This window comes from Pseudomonas sp. MOIL14HWK12:I2, from assembly GCF_000510745.1.
Lineage (GTDB): Bacteria > Pseudomonadota > Gammaproteobacteria > Pseudomonadales > Pseudomonadaceae > Chryseomonas > Chryseomonas oryzihabitans.
Map to the genome: position 1 here is coordinate 53,611 of NZ_AZOA01000015.1, position 17,241 is coordinate 70,851.

11 protein-coding genes are annotated in these 17,241 nt (G+C 65.3%); 1 reads left to right on the top strand and 10 read right to left on the bottom strand.

Annotated elements, in window-relative coordinates; translation table 11 throughout:
- Positions 1 to 109: 109 nt before the first annotated feature.
- The 10 genes from PSK12I2_RS0114075 to PSK12I2_RS0114120 form a co-directional block, all read right to left on the bottom strand.
- Entirely contained in the window at positions 110 to 1,528 is a 1,419-nt protein-coding gene (locus PSK12I2_RS0114075; RefSeq protein ID WP_027598906.1) for an FAD-dependent oxidoreductase, read from the bottom strand.
- A gap of 91 nt (positions 1,529 to 1,619) precedes the next feature.
- Positions 1,620 to 6,068, bottom strand: a complete 4,449-nt coding sequence (gene gltB, locus PSK12I2_RS0114080) for a glutamate synthase large subunit (RefSeq protein WP_027598907.1) — start codon at positions 6,066 to 6,068, stop codon at positions 1,620 to 1,622.
- Between the two features lie 216 nt (positions 6,069 to 6,284).
- Positions 6,285 to 7,883, bottom strand: coding sequence for an AAA family ATPase (locus PSK12I2_RS0114085; RefSeq protein WP_027598908.1), 1,599 nt, complete (start codon positions 7,881 to 7,883; stop codon positions 6,285 to 6,287).
- Positions 7,884 to 7,901: 18 nt separating this feature from the next.
- Positions 7,902 to 8,996: a 3-dehydroquinate synthase gene (gene aroB, locus PSK12I2_RS0114090; protein ID WP_027598909.1), complete on the bottom strand. Its 1,095-nt coding sequence runs from the start codon at positions 8,994 to 8,996 to the stop codon at positions 7,902 to 7,904.
- Positions 8,997 to 9,048: 52 nt separating this feature from the next.
- Complete coding sequence (gene aroK, locus PSK12I2_RS0114095; protein ID WP_007161627.1) at positions 9,049 to 9,567, bottom strand: shikimate kinase AroK; 519 nt, start codon at positions 9,565 to 9,567, stop codon at positions 9,049 to 9,051.
- A 5-nt stretch (positions 9,568 to 9,572) separates the two neighbouring features.
- On the bottom strand, positions 9,573 to 11,822 hold the full coding sequence (gene pilQ, locus PSK12I2_RS0114100; protein ID WP_084222100.1) for a type IV pilus secretin PilQ: 2,250 nt from the start codon (positions 11,820 to 11,822) through the stop codon (positions 9,573 to 9,575).
- Positions 11,823 to 12,341, bottom strand: coding sequence for a pilus assembly protein PilP (locus PSK12I2_RS0114105; RefSeq protein ID WP_027598912.1), 519 nt, complete (start codon positions 12,339 to 12,341; stop codon positions 11,823 to 11,825).
- A complete protein-coding gene (pilO, locus tag PSK12I2_RS0114110; RefSeq protein ID WP_027598913.1) occupies positions 12,338 to 12,991 on the bottom strand; it encodes a type 4a pilus biogenesis protein PilO in 654 nt (217 codons plus the stop codon). Before pilO ends, PSK12I2_RS0114105 begins: the two co-directional genes overlap by 4 nt.
- On the bottom strand, positions 12,988 to 13,578 hold the full coding sequence (locus PSK12I2_RS0114115) for a PilN domain-containing protein (protein WP_027598914.1): 591 nt from the start codon (positions 13,576 to 13,578) through the stop codon (positions 12,988 to 12,990). The genes pilO and PSK12I2_RS0114115 overlap by 4 nt, the downstream gene beginning before the upstream one ends.
- Positions 13,579 to 14,643, bottom strand: a complete 1,065-nt coding sequence (locus tag PSK12I2_RS0114120) for a pilus assembly protein PilM (protein ID WP_027598915.1) — start codon at positions 14,641 to 14,643, stop codon at positions 13,579 to 13,581.
- A 167-nt stretch (positions 14,644 to 14,810) separates the two neighbouring features.
- Here PSK12I2_RS0114120 and PSK12I2_RS0114125 point away from each other — a divergent pair, with 167 nt between their 5' ends.
- Positions 14,811 to 17,231, top strand: coding sequence for a penicillin-binding protein 1A (locus tag PSK12I2_RS0114125; protein WP_027598916.1), 2,421 nt, complete (start codon positions 14,811 to 14,813; stop codon positions 17,229 to 17,231).
- Positions 17,232 to 17,241: the final 10 nt, after the last annotated feature.

The window sequence follows — 17,241 nt, forward strand, 5'->3', positions numbered from 1 at the left end:
CGCCCTGCCCGCCTCCCGCTGCACCAGAAAGCAGCCCTGTCACCGCATGGCGCCCAAGAAAAAAGCCGACCGGCTTGGCGCCGGTCGGCTCCTGTCCACCCGCAGTGGCTTAGACGCCCAGGTAGTCGAGGATGCCCTCGGCGGCGTTGCGACCTTCGAAGATGGCGGTCACCACCAGGTCGGAGCCGCGCACCATGTCGCCACCAGCAAAGATCTTCGGGTTGCTGGTCTGGTGCTTGAACTCGTGCAGCCCCGGCGCGACCACGCGGCCCTGGCTGTCGAGGTCGATGCCGAATTGCTCGAACCAGGGCGCCGGGCTCGGCCGGAAACCGAAGGCGATGACCACCGCATCGGCCGGCAGGATCTCCTCGGAACCGGGGATCGGCTCGGGACTGCGACGACCGCGGGCATCGGGCTCGCCCAGGCGGGTCTCCACCACCTTGACGCCTTCCACCCGGTCTTCGCCGATGATGGCGATGGGCTGGCGGTTGAAGAGGAACTTCACGCCCTCTTCCTTGGCGTTCTTCACTTCCTTGCGCGAGCCCGGCATGTTGGCGGCGTCGCGACGGTAGGCACAGGTCACGCTCTTGGCGCCCTGGCGAATGGAGGTGCGGTTGCAGTCCATGGCGGTGTCACCACCCCCCAGGACCACCACGCGCTTGCCCTTCATGTCGACGAAGTCGGCCGCATCCTTTTCGAAGCCCAGGTTGCGATTGACGTTGGCCACCAGGAAATCCAGGGCATCGTGCACGCCGGGCAGGTCTTCGCCGGGGAAGCCGCCCTTCATGTAGGTGTAGGTACCCATGCCCAGGAAGACCGCATCGAATTCCTCGAGCAGCTGGTCCATGGTCACGTCCTTGCCCACCTCGGTGTTAAGGCGGAACTCCACGCCCATCCCGCCGAAGACCTCGCGACGACGGCTGAGCACGGTCTTTTCCAGCTTGAACTCGGGAATGCCGAAGGTCAGCAGGCCGCCGATCTCGGGGTGCTTGTCGAACACCACCGGGGTCACGCCATTGCGCACCAGGATGTCGGCACAACCCAGGCCGGCCGGACCGGCACCGATGACGGCGACGCGCTTGCCGGTCGGCTTGACCTTGGACATGTCCGGGCGCCAGCCCATGGCGAAGGCGGTGTCGGTGATGTACTTCTCCACCGAACCGATGGTCACCGCGCCGAAGCCGTCGTTGAGGGTACAGGCACCCTCACAGAGGCGATCCTGCGGGCAGACCCGGCCACAGACCTCGGGCAGGGTGTTGGTCTGGTGCGACAGCTCCGCCGCCGCCAGGATGTTGCCTTCGGATACCAGCTTGAGCCAGTTGGGAATGAAGTTGTGCACCGGGCACTTCCATTCGCAATAGGGGTTGCCGCAACCCAGGCAGCGGTGCGCCTGCTCGGCAGCCTGCTGCGGCTTGAAGGGATCGTGGATCTCGACGAATTCCTTCTTGCGCTGGCGCAGCAGCTTTTTCTTCGGATCCTTGCGACCGACCTCGATGAACTGGAAGTCGTTGTTCAGACGTTCAGCCATTTCCAAACCTCTTGAAGCGACGCCCTTTTCTGCCGGGCGCCACGAGCTATCACGGTGAAACCGGCGCCCTGGGGAGCCGGCATCGAAGTCGTTATTCCGGACGGGCGCGGGTGCTGACCAGCAGCGACGCCAGGCTTGCGGCCTTGGGCTTCACCAGCCAGAACTTGCGCAGGTAGTCGTCCAGGTTTTCATGGAGATGGCTGCCCCAGGCACTGCCGGTCTCGCGCACGTATTCGGCCAGCACCCCTTCCAGGTGGCTGCGATAGGCTTCCATGGCTTCGCTGTTGATGCGCTGGATTTCCACCAGCTCGTGGTTGACCCGGTCATAGAAGCCGTTATCCAGGTCCAGCACATAGGCGAAGCCGCCGGTCATGCCCGAGCCGAAGTTGTAGCCGGTCTTGCCCAGGACGCAGACGAAGCCGCCGGTCATGTATTCGCAGCAGTGGTCGCCAGTGCCTTCCACCACGGTGTGGGCCCCGGAGTTGCGCACCCCGAAGCGCTCACCGGCGGTGCCGGCGGCGAACAGCTTGCCACCAGTGGCGCCATAGAGGCAGGTGTTGCCGATGATGGCCGATTCCTGGCTCTTGAAGCCCGCGCCCTGCGGCGGGGTGATGACCAGCTTGCCGCCGGTCATGCCCTTGCCCACGTAGTCGTTGGCGTCGCCTTCCAGATACAGATGCAGGCCGCCGGCGTTCCAGACGCCAAAGCTCTGGCCGGCGGTGCCCTTGAAGCGGAAGGTCAGCGGCGCCTTGACCATGCCCTGGTTGCCGTGGCGTCGGGCGATCTCGCCGGAGACCCGGGCGCCGATGGAGCGGTCGCAGTTGCCGATGCTCAGGCTGAACTCACCGCCTTCGAGCTTTTCGATCCCTGGCAGCGACAGACGCACCATTTCCTCGGCCAGCAGACCCTGGTCGAACGGCGGGTTCTTTTCCACCTGGCAGTATTGCGGTTTCTCGGCCGGAATGTGATCGCTTCCCAGCAGCGGGGTGAGATCCAGGTGCTGCTGCTTGGCGGTCTCGCCCGGCAGGATTTCCAGCAGGTCGGTACGGCCGATCAGCTCGCCCAGGCTGCGCACGCCCAGCCTGGCCAGCCACTCGCGGGTTTCCTCGGCGATGAAGGTGAAGAAATTCATCACCATCTCCACCGTGCCGATGAAGTGTTCCTTGCGCAGCCGGTCGTTCTGGGTGGCGACGCCGGTAGCGCAGTTGTTCAGGTGGCAGATACGCAGGTACTTGCAGCCCAGAGCGATCATCGGCGCGGTGCCGAAGCCGAAGCTCTCGGCGCCGAGGATGGCCGCCTTGATCACGTCCAGACCGGTCTTCAGGCCGCCGTCGGTCTGCACCCGCACCTTGCCGCGCAGGTCGTTGCCCCTCAGGGTCTGGTGCGCCTCGGCCAGGCCCAGCTCCCAGGGCGAGCCGGCGTACTTGATGGAGGTCACCGGCGAAGCGCCGGTACCGCCGTCGTAGCCGGAGATGGTGATGAGGTCGGCATAGGCCTTGGCCACACCGGCGGCCACCGTACCCACCCCGGGCTCGGAGACCAGCTTGACCGACACCAGCGCCTTGGGATTGACCTGCTTGAGGTCGAAGATCAGCTGCGACAGGTCTTCGATGGAATAGATGTCGTGGTGCGGCGGCGGCGAGATCAGGGTCACGCCGGGCACCGCATAGCGCAGCTTGGCGATCAGGCCGTTGACCTTCCCGCCCGGCAGCTGGCCGCCCTCGCCCGGCTTGGCGCCCTGCGCCACCTTGATCTGCAAGACCTCGGCGTTGACCAGGTACTCGGGGGTGACGCCGAAGCGGCCGGTGGCCACCTGCTTGATCTTGGAGCTCTTGATGGTGCCGTAGCGCGCCGGATCCTCGCCACCCTCGCCGGAGTTGGAGCGCCCGCCCAGGCGGTTCATGGCCTCGGCCAGGGCCTCGTGGGCCTCCGGCGACAGAGCGCCCAAGGAGATGCCGGCGGCGTCGAAGCGAGTGAAGATGTTGGCCAGCGGCTCGACCTCTTCCAGGGCCAGCGGCTGGTCGCTGGTCTTGACCTTGAGCAGGTCGCGGATCATGGCCACCGGACGCTGGTCCACCAGCGCGGTGTATTCGCGGAACTTGGCGTAGTCGCCCTGTTGCACGGCGGCCTGCAGCAGATTGACCACGTCCGGGTTGTAGGCGTGGTACTCGCCGCCATAGACGAACTTGAGCAGGCCACCCGGCTGGATCGGCTTGCGGTTGTTCCAGGCTTCGCCGGCCAGCAGCTTCTGCTCGGCTTCCAAGTCGACGAAGCGCGCACCCTTGATGCGGCTGGTGACGCCGGGGAAGCAGAGGTCGGTGACCTCGTCCGCCAGCCCCACGGCCTCGAACAGCTGGGCGCCGCGATAGGAGGCGACGGTGGAGATGCCCATCTTGGAGATCACCTTGAGCAGGCCCTTGGTGATGCCCTTGCGGTAGTACTTGAACACCTCGTAGAGATCGCCCAGCACCTCGCCGGTGCGGATCAGATCGCCCAGCACCTCGTAGGCCAGGAACGGATAGACCGCGGTCGCACCAAAGCCCAGCAGCACGGCGAAGTGGTGCGGATCGCGGGCGGTGGCGGTCTCCACCAGGATGTTGCTGCTGGTGCGCAGGCCCAGGTTGACCAGGTGGTGGTGCACGGCGCCGGTGGCCAGCACCGCATGCACCGGCAGCTTGCCCGGCTCGATGTGGCGGTCGGTCAGCACCAGCAGCACCTTGCCGGCGCGCACGGCCTCCTCGGCCTGCTCGACGATGTTGCGCAGCGCCGCCTCGAGGCCCATGGACTCGGGGTAGTTGAGGTCGATCTTGACATGCTCGAAGCCGGGCTTGGGCATGTTGAGAATGGTCCGCCACTTGGCCGGCGAGACCACCGGGCTGCTCAGGATGGCGCGATCGGCGTGCTCGGCGGTTTCCTCGAAGACGTTGCGCTCGGCGCCCAGGCAGGTCTCCAGGGACATGACGATGGACTCGCGCAGCGGGTCGATCGGCGGGTTGGTGACCTGGGCGAATTGCTGGCGGAAATAGTCGTAGGGCGAACGGATGCGCCGCGACAGCACCGCCATGGGCGTGTCGTCGCCCATCGAGCCCACGGCTTCCTGGCCCTGCTCGCCCAGCGGGCGCAAGACCTGGTCACGCTCCTCGAAGGTGACCTGGAACATCTTCATGTACTGGCGCAGCTGATCCTGGTCGTAGAAGGCCGAACCGTGATCGTTGTCGTCCAGGGTCGCCTGGATACGCATGGCGTTCTTGCGCAGCCACTGCTTGTAGGGATGGCGCGCCTTGAGGCGATTGTCGATGTCGTCGGTCTGCAGCACCTCGCCGGTCTCGGTGTCCACGGCAAGGATCTGGCCCGGGCCAACCCGGCCCTTGGCGATGACGTCGTCGGGCTGGTAGTTCCAGACGCCGACTTCCGAAGCCAGGGTGATGTAGCCGTTCTTGGTGGTCACCCAGCGCGCCGGACGCAGGCCGTTGCGGTCGAGCAGGCAGACGGCGTAGCGACCTTCGGTCAGCACCACGCCGGCCGGACCGTCCCAGGGCTCCATGTGCATGGAGTTGAATTCGTAGAAGGCGCGCAGATCGGCGTCCATGGTCTCGACGTTCTGCCAGGCCGGCGGAATGATCATGCGCACCGCGCGGAACAGGTCCATGCCGCCGGTCACCAGCAGCTCCAGCATGTTGTCCATGCTGGAGGAATCGGAGCCGACGCGGTTGACCAGCGGACCGAGCTGGTCGAGATCCGGAATCAGTTCGTTGACGAACTTGGTGCGCCGCGCCTGGGCCCAGTTGCGGTTGCCGGTGATTGTGTTGATCTCGCCGTTGTGGGCGAGGTAGCGGAAGGGCTGCGCCAGCGGCCACTTCGGCAGGGTGTTGGTGGAGAAGCGCTGGTGGAACACGCAGATGGCGGTCGCCAGGCGCGGATCGCCGAGGTCCGGATAGAAGGCGGCGAGATCCGCCGGCATCATCAGGCCCTTGTAGACGATGACCCGCGACGACAGGCTGCAGATGTAGTGCTCGGCGTCCTCGGCATTGCGCACCGAGGAACGGCGGCGCGCGGAGAACAGCTTGACCCCGAACTGCTGGTCGTCGAGACCGGGACCGGCGACGAATACCTGCTCGATGCGCGGCAGGCGGGCCAGGGCCAGTTCGCCCAGCACCGAGGTGTCGATGGGCACCTCGCGCCAGCCGACCAGGGTCAGGCCGGCGGCCTCGATCTCCAGGTTCATGTTGGCGCGGGCCTGTTCGGCGCGTGCCTCGTCCTGGTTGAAGAACACCACGCCCGCGGCGTACTGCTCGGGCAACTCGGCGCCGAATTGCTCCTGGGCGATGGCGCGCAGGAAGGCGTCCGGCTTCTGCATGAGCAGACCGCAACCGTCACCGGTCTTGCCGTCCGCGTTGATACCGCCCCGGTGGGTCATGCAGGTCAGGGCTTCGATGGCCGTTTCCAGCAGGTCGTGGCTGGGCTCGCCCTGCATATGGGCGATCAGGCCGAAGCCGCAGTTGTCCTTGAAGCTATCGGGATTGAACAGGCCTGCTTTCATAGCGCTCTCACCGGCAATCAGGTTATTGCGAAGGCATCACAAAACGGTCCGCTTATTTGAACTTTTTTCGGACAGTCAAAGGCTGACCAGTGTAGCGAAAAAATCGCTTACGACAAACACTGATGACACCTGATGAAAATTCGATGACGCAAAACAGAAAGCCCCGGCGTCACTCTCGTGATAGCACCGGGGCTTTCTTTTCGTGCCAGGCAAGAATCAGCGACTGGTGGCGATGTCCTGCTGGATGCTGGCGAAGGTCCGCGGCCAGGGCTTGCTGGCCTGTACCTTGGCCGGCAGCTGCTTGACCGCCGCCTCGGCCGCCGCCCGATTGGCGAAGTTGCCGTAGGTCACCACATAGAGCGCCTTGCCCTGGTAGCTCTTCTTGAAATAGCGGAAGTTGCCACTGTCGGCCTGGGCGGCGATGAAGTCCTGCGCCGCCTTTTCGGTGCTGGTGCCCACCACCTGCAAGGCGTACTTGCTGCCCGCCTGACTGCCGTACCAGCCCGCCGCAGTGCCACCGGCGTGCGCAGGGGCAGCAGCCGGGGCCGGCTTGGCCGGTGCCGGCGCGGGGGTCGGCGCAGGTGCGGTATGCCGGGGCGCCGGAGCGGCCACTGCCGGCGCGCTGGGCGCCGGCGTGCGTGCCGGCGTCCGGCTGGGCAGTTCGTCCTCGTCACTGATGGGCGGGGCGTCGGTGGTCACGGTGGGCGGTACGCCACCCGCACCCATGTCGTTGCCGGCAGCGGTACCAGCCTGACGCCCACCCGCCGCTTCCGCCAGGGGTTCGCGGATGACCGGCTGCGACTCGCCCACCAGCGGCAGGGGAAGCGGCTTGGAAGAGCCATCGAACTGGATGGGCGCCCCCTGGGCGTCCTTGCCGGCGGACGCGGTGTTCTGGCCCCCCATGGGCAGGTCCTGCCCGGCCGTGCCGGTCGCCGGGGTTTCGCTCTTGCCGCCCTTGAGCGACAGAGCCGCAGCGCCGACTGCCAGCACCACTACCCCGAGAATGACCAGATGCTTGCGCGGCAGCGCCGCCAGCAGATTGCGCGAGCCCTTCGCCGGAGCGGCGGCCTTCTTGCGCCGGGCGGTCATGCCGGCCACCAGGACATCCCGGGCTTCTTCGTTGAGCCGACCGGGCCAGCCACCGGAGCGCTGGTGAATGGTCGCGAGTTGCTCGTCGGTAAAGATCTCCAGACCCTGACCGGCACCCTCCAGGCGCTGGGCGAGATATTCCTCGGCCTCGCTTTCGCTGTAGGGCAGCAATTCGATGGCGTGATAGCGCTCTTCGCCCTGGGCGATGTCCTCCAGGCGCATCACCACTTCCGCCTCGCCGAACAGGAAGACGTGCAGACGCTCCCTTTCGCCGCCACCGGCCAATTCCAGCAGGGCTTCCAGGGCGGGGGTGGCCAGCGCCTCGGCGTCATCCACCAGGATGTAGACCTCCTGCCCCGCCAGGCGCACTTCCGCCGCCTGCGCGAGAATGGCCGCCGGCGTCTGGCTGTCGGCGCCCACGCCCTTGGCGACCTGGGCCAGCACGGTACGGGCGTCGCCGCCGTTCTGCGCGGAAATCACCACGCAGTGCACGGCTTCCTTCTTGGTGCTGGCCGCCAGCGCCTGGCGCAGCAGCGTCTTGCCGCTGCCCTCGGGACCGCTGACCACCAGCAACAACTGGCTGTAGCGGGCCAGGTGATGCAACTGACCCAGCACCGGCTTGCGCTGCGCCGGAAAGAATTTGAAACCGGGAACGCGGGCGGCGAACGGGTCGTGAGTGAACTGATAGTGACCGAGGAAGGCTTCGTCGGCGTGCAGATTGGACATGGGACTCTCTTGTTCTCCTTACTGGGCGGTCAGCGCTTGGTAATCGGTACGCAGCGTCTGCTCGAGAATGTCGCGGGCGAAGTCGGCGGTCACCACGGCCTGGCCCAAATCACTGAGCAGTACCAGCCGGAGTTGTCCATCCAGGACCTTCTTGTCCACCGCCATGAGGCGTTCGAAATCGGCCGGCTGCATGTCGGCCGGCGGTACCACGGGAAGCCCGGCCCGGACCAGCAGGCGCAGGGCGCGGTCGCGCTGGGCGGCCGTGAGCCAGCCCAGCAGCAGGGACATCTGCAGCGCCATGACCATGCCGGCGGAAACCGCTTCGCCGTGCAACCAGACGCCATAGCCCTGGTGGGTCTCGATGGCGTGGCCGAAGGTATGCCCCAGGTTGAGGATCGCCCGCAGGCCCGACTCGCGCTCGTCGCTGCCGACCACCTGGGCCTTGGCCGCGCAGGAGCGCTCGATGGCTTCGGTGAGTGCCTGCTGGTCCAGCGCCAAGAGCGCCTCGACATGCTCCTCGAGCCAGCCGAGGAAGGGCTCATCGCAGATCAGGCCGTACTTGATGACCTCGGCCAGACCCGCCGACAGTTCGCGCGCTGGCAGGGTCGCCAGGCTGGCGGTGTCGATGACCACGGCCTTGGGCTGGTAGAAGGCGCCGATCATGTTCTTGCCCAGCGGGTGGTTGATGCCGGTCTTGCCGCCCACCGAGGAATCGACCTGGGACAGCAGCGTGGTCGGCACCTGGACGAAGTCCACCCCGCGCTGATAGCAGGCCGCGGCGAACCCGCCCATGTCGCCGATCACCCCGCCACCGAGGGCGATGAGGGTGGTCTTGCGATCATGGCGATCCTGCAGCAGACCGTCGAAGATCAGCTGCAGCGTTTCCCAGTTCTTGTGCGCCTCGCCATCGGGCAGCACGATCGAGCTGACCTGGCGATCGCCCAGGGTGCGCAGCAGGCGCTCCAGATAGAGCGGCGCGATGGTTTCGTTGGTGACGATCGCCACCTTGCGCCCGGCGAGATGGGGCAGGAAGCATTCCGGCTGATCCAGAAGGCCCTGGCCGATGTAGATCGGGTAGCTGCGCTCACCGAGCTCGACGTGAAGAGTCCGCATGCCGTCACCTTGATTCAAAGGGCGCCTAGCATAGCGCAGAACGCCTGCGGCTTTAATGCGGTGCCAGGGCTTTCAGACGGTCGAGTATCTGCAGCACGACCAGCCGGGGCGGCCGCTCGTCGGTCTCGATGATGATGTCGGCGATTTCGCGGTACAGCGGATCGCGCATGGCCATGAGAGTGCGCAGCACCGCCGCGGGATCGGCGGTCTGCAGGAGCGGGCGATTGCGATCGCGGGAGGTGCGCTCGATCTGCTGCTCGATGGAGGCATGCAGATAGATGACCCGCCCACCGCGCTTGAGCGCCTGGCGATTGTCCTCGCGCAGCACGGCGCCACCACCGGTGGCCATCACCAGGCCGTTTTCCGCGCACAGCTCGGCGATCGCGGCGCGTTCGCGCTCGCGAAAGCCCTGCTCGCCTTCCACATCGAAGATCCAGGGGATGTCGGCACCGGTACGTTCTTCGATTACCTTGTCGGAATCCTTGAACGGCAGCCGCAATTCCTTCGCCAGGAGCCGGCCGATGGTGCTCTTGCCCGAGCCCATCGGTCCTACGAGAAACAGATTACGCACTTATGTCATCGACCAACCGCTATCGCCTGGTTGTTCATGATACGCGGCGTGAGGAAGATCAGCAGCTCGACTTTGCTGTCGGTGACCGAATCCCGGCGGAACAGTCGGCCGACATAGGGAATGTCGCCCAGCATCGGCACCTTGGTGGTGGACTTGGTCTGGGTGTTGGAGAACACCCCGCCCAGTACGATGGTCTCGCCATCGCTCACCAGTACCTTGGCATTGACCTCGTTCTTGCTGATCGGCGGCACGCCGTTGAGGGCGTTCTGGTAGTCAGGGGCATCCTTGTTGACCTTGACCTCCATGATGATGCGGTTGTCCGGGGTGATCTGCGGTGTGACCTCCAGCGACAGGGCGGCCTGCTTGAAGCTGGTGCTGGTGGCACCGCTGGAACTGGCTTCCTGGTAGGGGATCTCGGTACCGCGCAGGATCTTGGCGGTCTCCTTGTCCGAGGTCACCACCTTGGGCTGGGAGATGATCTCGCCATTGCCGCTGGACTGCAGGGCCGACAGCTGCAGGTCGAGCATCTTGCCGCCGACCATGAAGCCGATGCCGATACCCGAGGTGCTGCCGGAAACGCCCATGTCGACGAAAGGCGTGGGCGCGACGCCATTGGTAGAGGTGAAGTTACCCACGGTACTGGTACCCGGCAGGAAGGCCTGACCGGTAGTGGGGTCGACCGTAGTGGCGCCGTCCTTGCCATAGACCGCGAAGTTGCCCGAACTGGCGTTACCGCCCCAGCGCACTCCCAGCTGCTTGCTGTAGTCGACGTTGGCCTCCACCAGCCGCGCCTCGATCATCACCTGGCGCACCGGGATGTCCAGCTGCGAGACGATGCGGCGCAGTTCATCCAGGCGATTCTGGGTCTGGTAGGCGATGATGCTGTTGGTGCGTTCGTCCACCGAGATGGAGCCGCGCTCGTCGGCGGTCTTGTCGGCACTGGTCACCGACTGGAACAGCTTGGCTATGTCGGCGGCCTTGGCGTAGTTGACCTGAATCAGGTCGCGACGCAAGGGGGCCAGTTGCTGGATCTGCTTCTGGGACTCCAGCTCCTGACGTTCGCGGGCGGCGATCTCGTCGGCCGGGGCCACCAGCAGCACGTTGCCGATCTGGCGCTTGTCCAGTCCCTTGGTCTTGAGGATCAGATCCAGCGCCTGGTCCCAGGGCACGTTCTGCAGACGCAGGGTGATGTTGCCCTGCACGGTGTCGCTCGCCACCAGGTTGAGATTGGTGAAGTCGGCGATCAGCTGCAGCACCGAGCGGACATCGATGTCTTGGAAGTTCAGCGACAGCTTCTCGCCGGTATAGGTGAAGCGATCGGCTGCGCGCTTTTCCTTTTCCTCGGTGGTGAGCGGCTTGACGCTCAGGGTCAGACGGTTGTTGGTCTGGTAGGCCAGGTAGTCGTAGGTACCGGTTGGCTCGATGACGATGGACGCCCCGCTGCTGTCAGCGGAGGCGTTGACGAACTGCACGGGGGTGGCGAAGTCCTTGACGTCCAGCCGTACCCGCAGCTCTTCGGGCAGCTGGGTACCGGCAAAGGTCAGGCGAATCTTGCCGCCCTGCTCCTGGATGTCCGGATTGATGCCGGTCTCGCTCAGGTCGATGACCACGTTGCCCTCGCCCTGGGGCCCCCGCTGGAAATCGATATGGCGGATCGCCTTGCCGCGCAATTGCGGCCGCGGCGCGGTCATGGCCGCCACGGTAGAGGTGGCCTGGGTCGGCGGCAGCGGTGTGCGGGCGACCGCGCCGGGCAGGGGAGCGGAAGACGGCGCGGTCACGGTGGTCGGCGCTGCGGCGCGCGGCAGGTTGGGCGTCAGGTTGGCCTGGGCGCTGGCGGTCTGGCGACCGGCGGTGCCCCCGATGGTGACGAACAGGTTGCGACCGTCGGCCCGGGTGTCGTAGCTGGCCAGATTGGTGAGGTTGATGATCAAGCGGGTGCGGTTGCCCGCCTCGACCACCGTCACGCTGCGGGCATTGCCATTGCCCAGCTCACGGCTCTTGGTACCGAGCTTGTTGGCGACGCCGGGCAGGTCCAGGGCGATGCGCGCCGGCTGCTCGATGGTGTAGCCCTTGGGCACCGGCACCGGCTGATCGAAGGTCAGCTTGAGTTCGATGCGATCCCCGGGCAGGGAGGCGACGTTCAAGGCCTGCAGATCGGCTGCCAGAGCCTGGCCGGCCAGGCTGCTCAGCAGCAGGGCCAGGCCCAGCCCCAGTCGTCCCGCGATAGTAGTGTTCACAGTGCTCGCCCCGCCCATTTAAGTCTTTTCCTTCAAGGTGATGGTGCGTGGCCGTTCCAGCCAGCCACCCTCGCCATCCGGGACGATTTCGATCACGTCGATCTCGCCATCGGTAATCTTGGTGATGCGCCCGTCATTGCGTCCCAGGTAGTCGCCCACCTTGACGCGATGCACGCCCCCGGCGCCGTTGACCAGAGCATAGCGGCCACTGGCATTGGCCAGGATGCCGACCATGCTGAAGGTCTCGATGTTGAAGCCTTCGAGAAACTGCTTGGGCCGATTCACGTCCGGCTTGATGTTGCCGGTTCCGCGCTGGCGCACCGTGGGATCGATGCGTACCGGTGCCTGGAAGGGGCTGCGCAGGGCCGAAGCCGCATAGGTGAAGGGTTCGTAGGCGCGAAACTGCGGCAGCGGCTCGATGGAACCACGCGGCTTGGCGCGGGTTTCGTCCATGAAGGCCTGCAGATCGCTGGTATCGCTGGAACCGCAGCCGACCAACATGCCGGTCAGCAGGCAAAGCAACAGGGGCGTCCTCATTTGCCGAGCCCCTTGTCGTTGTAGCGATAGGTCTTGGCCAGGACATTCATGCGCAACTTGCCGCCGCCTCCGGAGACCGTGCCGCCGCCATTGGCGTTTCTGTCGTCCACCGGCTTGAGGTCGAAGTCGTGCAGGGTGACGATGCGCGGCAGGCTGGACACGCTGCTGACGAAGGTGGCCAGGTCATGATAGCTGCCCACCACGGTGATCTGGATCGGCAACTCGACATAGAACTGCTGGGTGACCTCGGGCAGCAGCTTGATCTGCTCGAACTCCAGGCCGCTGCCAAGACCGGTGCGGGTGATGTCTTCCAGCAGCGCCGGCACCTCGGTATCGCCGGGCAGTTGCCGCAGCAGGGCACCGAAGGACTCCTCCATCTCCACCATCTGCTGCTTGTAGGCATCCAGATTGGCCGCCTGGAAGGCCTTGCTGGCGTATTGCTGCTTGAGGGTCTCTTCCTGGTTGCGCTGGCTGTCCAGCTGGGCCTGCATGTCGCTGAGGTGGAACTGATAGCCGAGCAGCAGCACCACCAGCACGATCAGCAGGCAGGCGATGACCTTGACCGGCTTGGGCCAGGAACCGAGATTCTCCAGGCTGAGGTCGTTGATGTCGACCTTGCGCAGGCTGGCCAGGGAATCGGCGAGACTCATGGTTTGCCTCCCTGGGCGAGCGGGGCCGGCGCAGCGGGAGCGCCGGGCTGGGTCTGCTTGACGGTGAGCTGGAAGGTATTGGCCTGGTCCACCGCACCCGCGGTGGTGGCCTTCACCTCGATCAGCGTAGGCGAGGCGAACCAGTCCGAGGCATCCAAATTACGCATCAGGTTGGAGACCCGGTTGTTGGATTCCGCCTCGCCGCTGATCGACAGGGTGTCACCCTGCATCTTCAGCTCGCGGAAATACACGCCGTCCGGCAGCGTCCGAACCAGTTGATCGAAGACATGGCCGATGACCGGGCGGTTGCCCTGCAGATCCTGGATGATCTTCATCCGCGCCAGCAGTTGCTGACGGCGGGTCTTGAGTTCGCTGATCTCCTTGATGCGCACATCCAGCTGGGCAATGTTCTGGTGGATGAAGGCATTGCGCGCCTCCTGGCGGGCGATCTCGCCGGACAGGTACTGGTCGCCGAGAAACACGGCGCCACAGGAGAGCACGAAGATGCCCCCCAGGATCACCAGGAACTGCTTGCGCCTTTCTTCGCGCAGCTGCTCCCGCCAAGGCAAGAGGTTGATGCGGGCCATCTAGTCGAAACTCCTCATGGCCAGGCCGCAGGCGATCATCAGCGCCGGGGCGTCACCCGCCAGGGCCGCCGCGTTGACCTTGTTGCTGACGGTCATGTCGGCGAAGGGATTGGCCAGGACCGTGGGGGTGCCGATTTTCTGCTGGATCAAACGGTCGAGTCCGGAAATTGACGCGGTTCCTCCAGCAAGCAAGATGTAGTCCACATCATTGTATTGCCCGGCGGCGAAAAAGAACTGCAGCGAACGCGCCACCTGTTGCACCACCGCCTCGCGGAAGGGCGTCAGCACCTCGCTCTGGTAGTCGTCCGGCAGCCCGCCCTGCTTCTTGGCCAGACCGGCCTCTTCCACCGACAGGCCATAGCGACGCTGGATCTCCTCGGTGAGCTGGCGACCGCCAAACAGCTGTTCGCGGGTGTAGATGGTCTTGCCGTTGTGCAGCACGCTCAGGGTGGTCATGGTGGCGCCGATGTCGACCACCGCCACGGTCAGGTCGTCGACGTGGCCACCGAGCTGATTGGCCAGCAGCTGATAGGCGCGCTCCAGGGCATAGGCCTCGACGTCGACCACCTTGGCAGAGACGCCGGCCAGCGCCAGGGCCGCTTCGCGGACCTCGACGTTTTCCTTCCGGCAGGCGGCCAGCAGCACCTCGACGCGCTCGGCGTTGCGCGGCGACGGCCCCTGCACCTCGAAATCGATGGCGACCTCGTCCAGCGGATAGGGAATGTACTGGTCGGCTTCCAGCTTGATCTGGTTTTCCAGCTCGTCGTCGGTCAGACCGGCGTCCATCTCGATGGTCTTGGCGATCACCGCCGAGCCGGAGACGGCCACGGCAGCGCTGCGCGCGGAGGTGCGCGCCTTGACCAGCACCCGGCCGATGGCCAGGCCCACGCCTTCGAGTTCGGCGATGTTCTTCTCGACCACGGCATTGGCCGGCAGGGGTTCGACCGCATAGGCCTCCACCCGGTAGCGCCCGCCTGCACGGCTCAACTCGATGAGTTTCACGGATGTCGAACTGACGTCGATACCCAGCAGCGTATTCGCCTTCTTTCTGAATAGCCCTAGCACATCAGTTCCCTATGAGCGACGGTGGTCTTCCGCGGACGGGCATTAGATAACAGACTTGACACCCGAGCAAATAGCGGCCAACCGCCAAACGCGCCTATAATGGCGACGCCGTGTAGGCTGACCCTCACCTGTCGCCCTTTCCTTCTTTCCATTCGAAAAGTCTCTTGATGCGTGTTCTGAAATTTTTCTGGTGGTCGTTGGTCGCCCTGGTCTGCAGCCTTTTGCTGGGTCTCAGCGGTGCCTTCCTCTACCTCAGCCCCAGCCTGCCCTCCATCGACGCCCTGCGAAACGTGCAACTGCAGATCCCTCTGCGGGTGTACAGCGCGGACGGCAAACTCATCGCCGAATTCGGTGAAATGCGCCGCTCGCCACTGCGGTTCAACGAGATACCGCCCGATTTCATCCATGCCCTGCTCTCCGCCGAGGATGACAACTTCGCCAATCACTATGGCGTGGATGTGAAAAGCCTGGCGCGAGCGGTGAGCCAGCTGGTCAAGACCGGACACATCCAGACCGGCGGCAGCACCATCACCATGCAGGTCGCCAAGAACTACTTCCTGACCAGCGAACGCAGCTTCTCGCGCAAATTCACCGAGATCCTCCTGGCGCTGCAAATCGAGCGCCAACTGACCAAGGACGAGATCCTCGAGCTCTACGTCAACAAGATCTACCTGGGCAACCGCGCCTACGGCATCGAGGCCGCCGCCCAGGTCTACTATGGCAAGTCCATCAAGGACCTGACCGTTGCCCAGATGGCGATGATCGCTGGTCTGCCCAAGGCGCCGTCGCGTTACAACCCGGTCGCTAATCCTGAGCGTAGCCTGGAAAGACGCAATTGGATTCTCGAACGCATGTTCAAGCTCGGTTATATCGATCAGGCGGCCTACCAGGCCGGCATCGCCGAGCCGCTCGAGGCCTATCACCACGTCGCCATTCCCGAGCTCAACGCCCCCTACATCGCTGAGATGGCGCGGGCGGAAATGGTCGGCCGCTATGGCGGTGACGCCTATACCGATGGCTACCAGGTCTATACCACCATCGACAGCCGGCTGCAGACGGACGCCTTCGAGGCCGTGCGCGACGGCCTGACCGACTACGACCGCCGCCATGGCTACCGCGGGCCCGAGGCCCAGTGGCCCAACCGCAGCCGGGCCGAGTGGACCGCACTGATCCAGAAGCAGCGCATCGTCGGCGGCCAGGATCCGGCCATCGTCACCCAGGTGGAAAAGAGCGGCATCCTGGTCCTGACCCGCGAGGGCAAGGAAGAGGCGGTCTCCTGGGATTCGATGAAGTGGGCCCGCCCCTACCTCAGCGCCAACAGCCTGGGGCCGCGGCCGAACGGTCCGGCCGACGTGGTCAAGGTCGGCGACCTGATCCGGGTGCAGCGCCAGGACGATGGCAGCCTGAAGTTCTCGCAGATCCCCAAGGCGCAGAGCGCCCTGGTCTCCCTCGACCCCCAGGATGGCGCCATCCGTGCTCTGATCGGTGGCTTCTCCTTCGAGCAGAGCAACTACAACCGCGCGACCCAGGCCCGCCGCCAGCCCGGCTCCAGCTTCAAGCCGTTCATCTACAGCGCGGCCCTGGAAAAGGGCTTCACCGCCGCCAGCCTGGTCAACGATGCGCCCATCGTCTTCATGGACGAGAATCCCGACGAAGCCTGGCGACCAAAGAACGACAACAACACCTTCCTCGGCCCCATCCGCCTGCGCGAGGCGCTGTATCGCTCGCGCAACCTGGTGTCCATCCGGGTGCTGCAGGCCATCGGCATCGACTATGCGCTGGACTACGTCAGTCGCTTCGGCTTCGAGCGCGACCAGTTGCCGCGCAACCTGTCCCTCGCTCTCGGCACCCCGGGCCTGACGCCGCTGGAAGTCGCCACCGGCTGGTCGGTTTTCGCCAACGAGGGTTACAAGGTGACCCCCTACGTGGTCGATCACGTGACCGATCGCGACGGCAAGGTGGTCTATCGCACTGCCGCGCCGCGGGTGCCCCAGCAGGCGCAGGCCAAGGCTGCCCCGGGCGTCGAGGTCACGCCGGCGGCCGATACCGCCGCGGCCGATCCGGCCAATCCGGCGCCGGTGTTCGCGCCCCAGGTCATCGACCCGCGCAACGCCTTCATCATGAACAGCATGCTGCAGGACGTGATCAAGCGCGGCACTGGGCGCAAGGCGCTGGAACTGGGTCGCAACGACCTGGCCGGCAAGACCGGTACCACCAACGAATCCAAGGACACCTGGTTCTCCGGCTACAACGGCGACTACGTGACCACGGTCTGGGCCGGCTTCGATCAGCCCGAGACCCTGGGTCGCCAGGAATTCGGTGGCACCGTGGCCCTGCCGATCTGGATGAGCTACATGGGCGCGGCGCTCAAGGACAAGCCGCCGCATCAGCTCAAGGAACCGGAAGGCATCGTCTCCATCCGCGTGGACCCCACCACCGGTCGCGCTGCGCCGCCCGGCACGCCCAACGCCTACTTCGAGCTGTTCAAGAGCGAGGACACCCCGCCGAGTCTGGACGAGCTGCCGCCTGGCGTGGCGCCCGGCACACCGCTACCCTCCAGCGAAACTGTGCCCATGGACATCTTCTGATCTCCAGCCA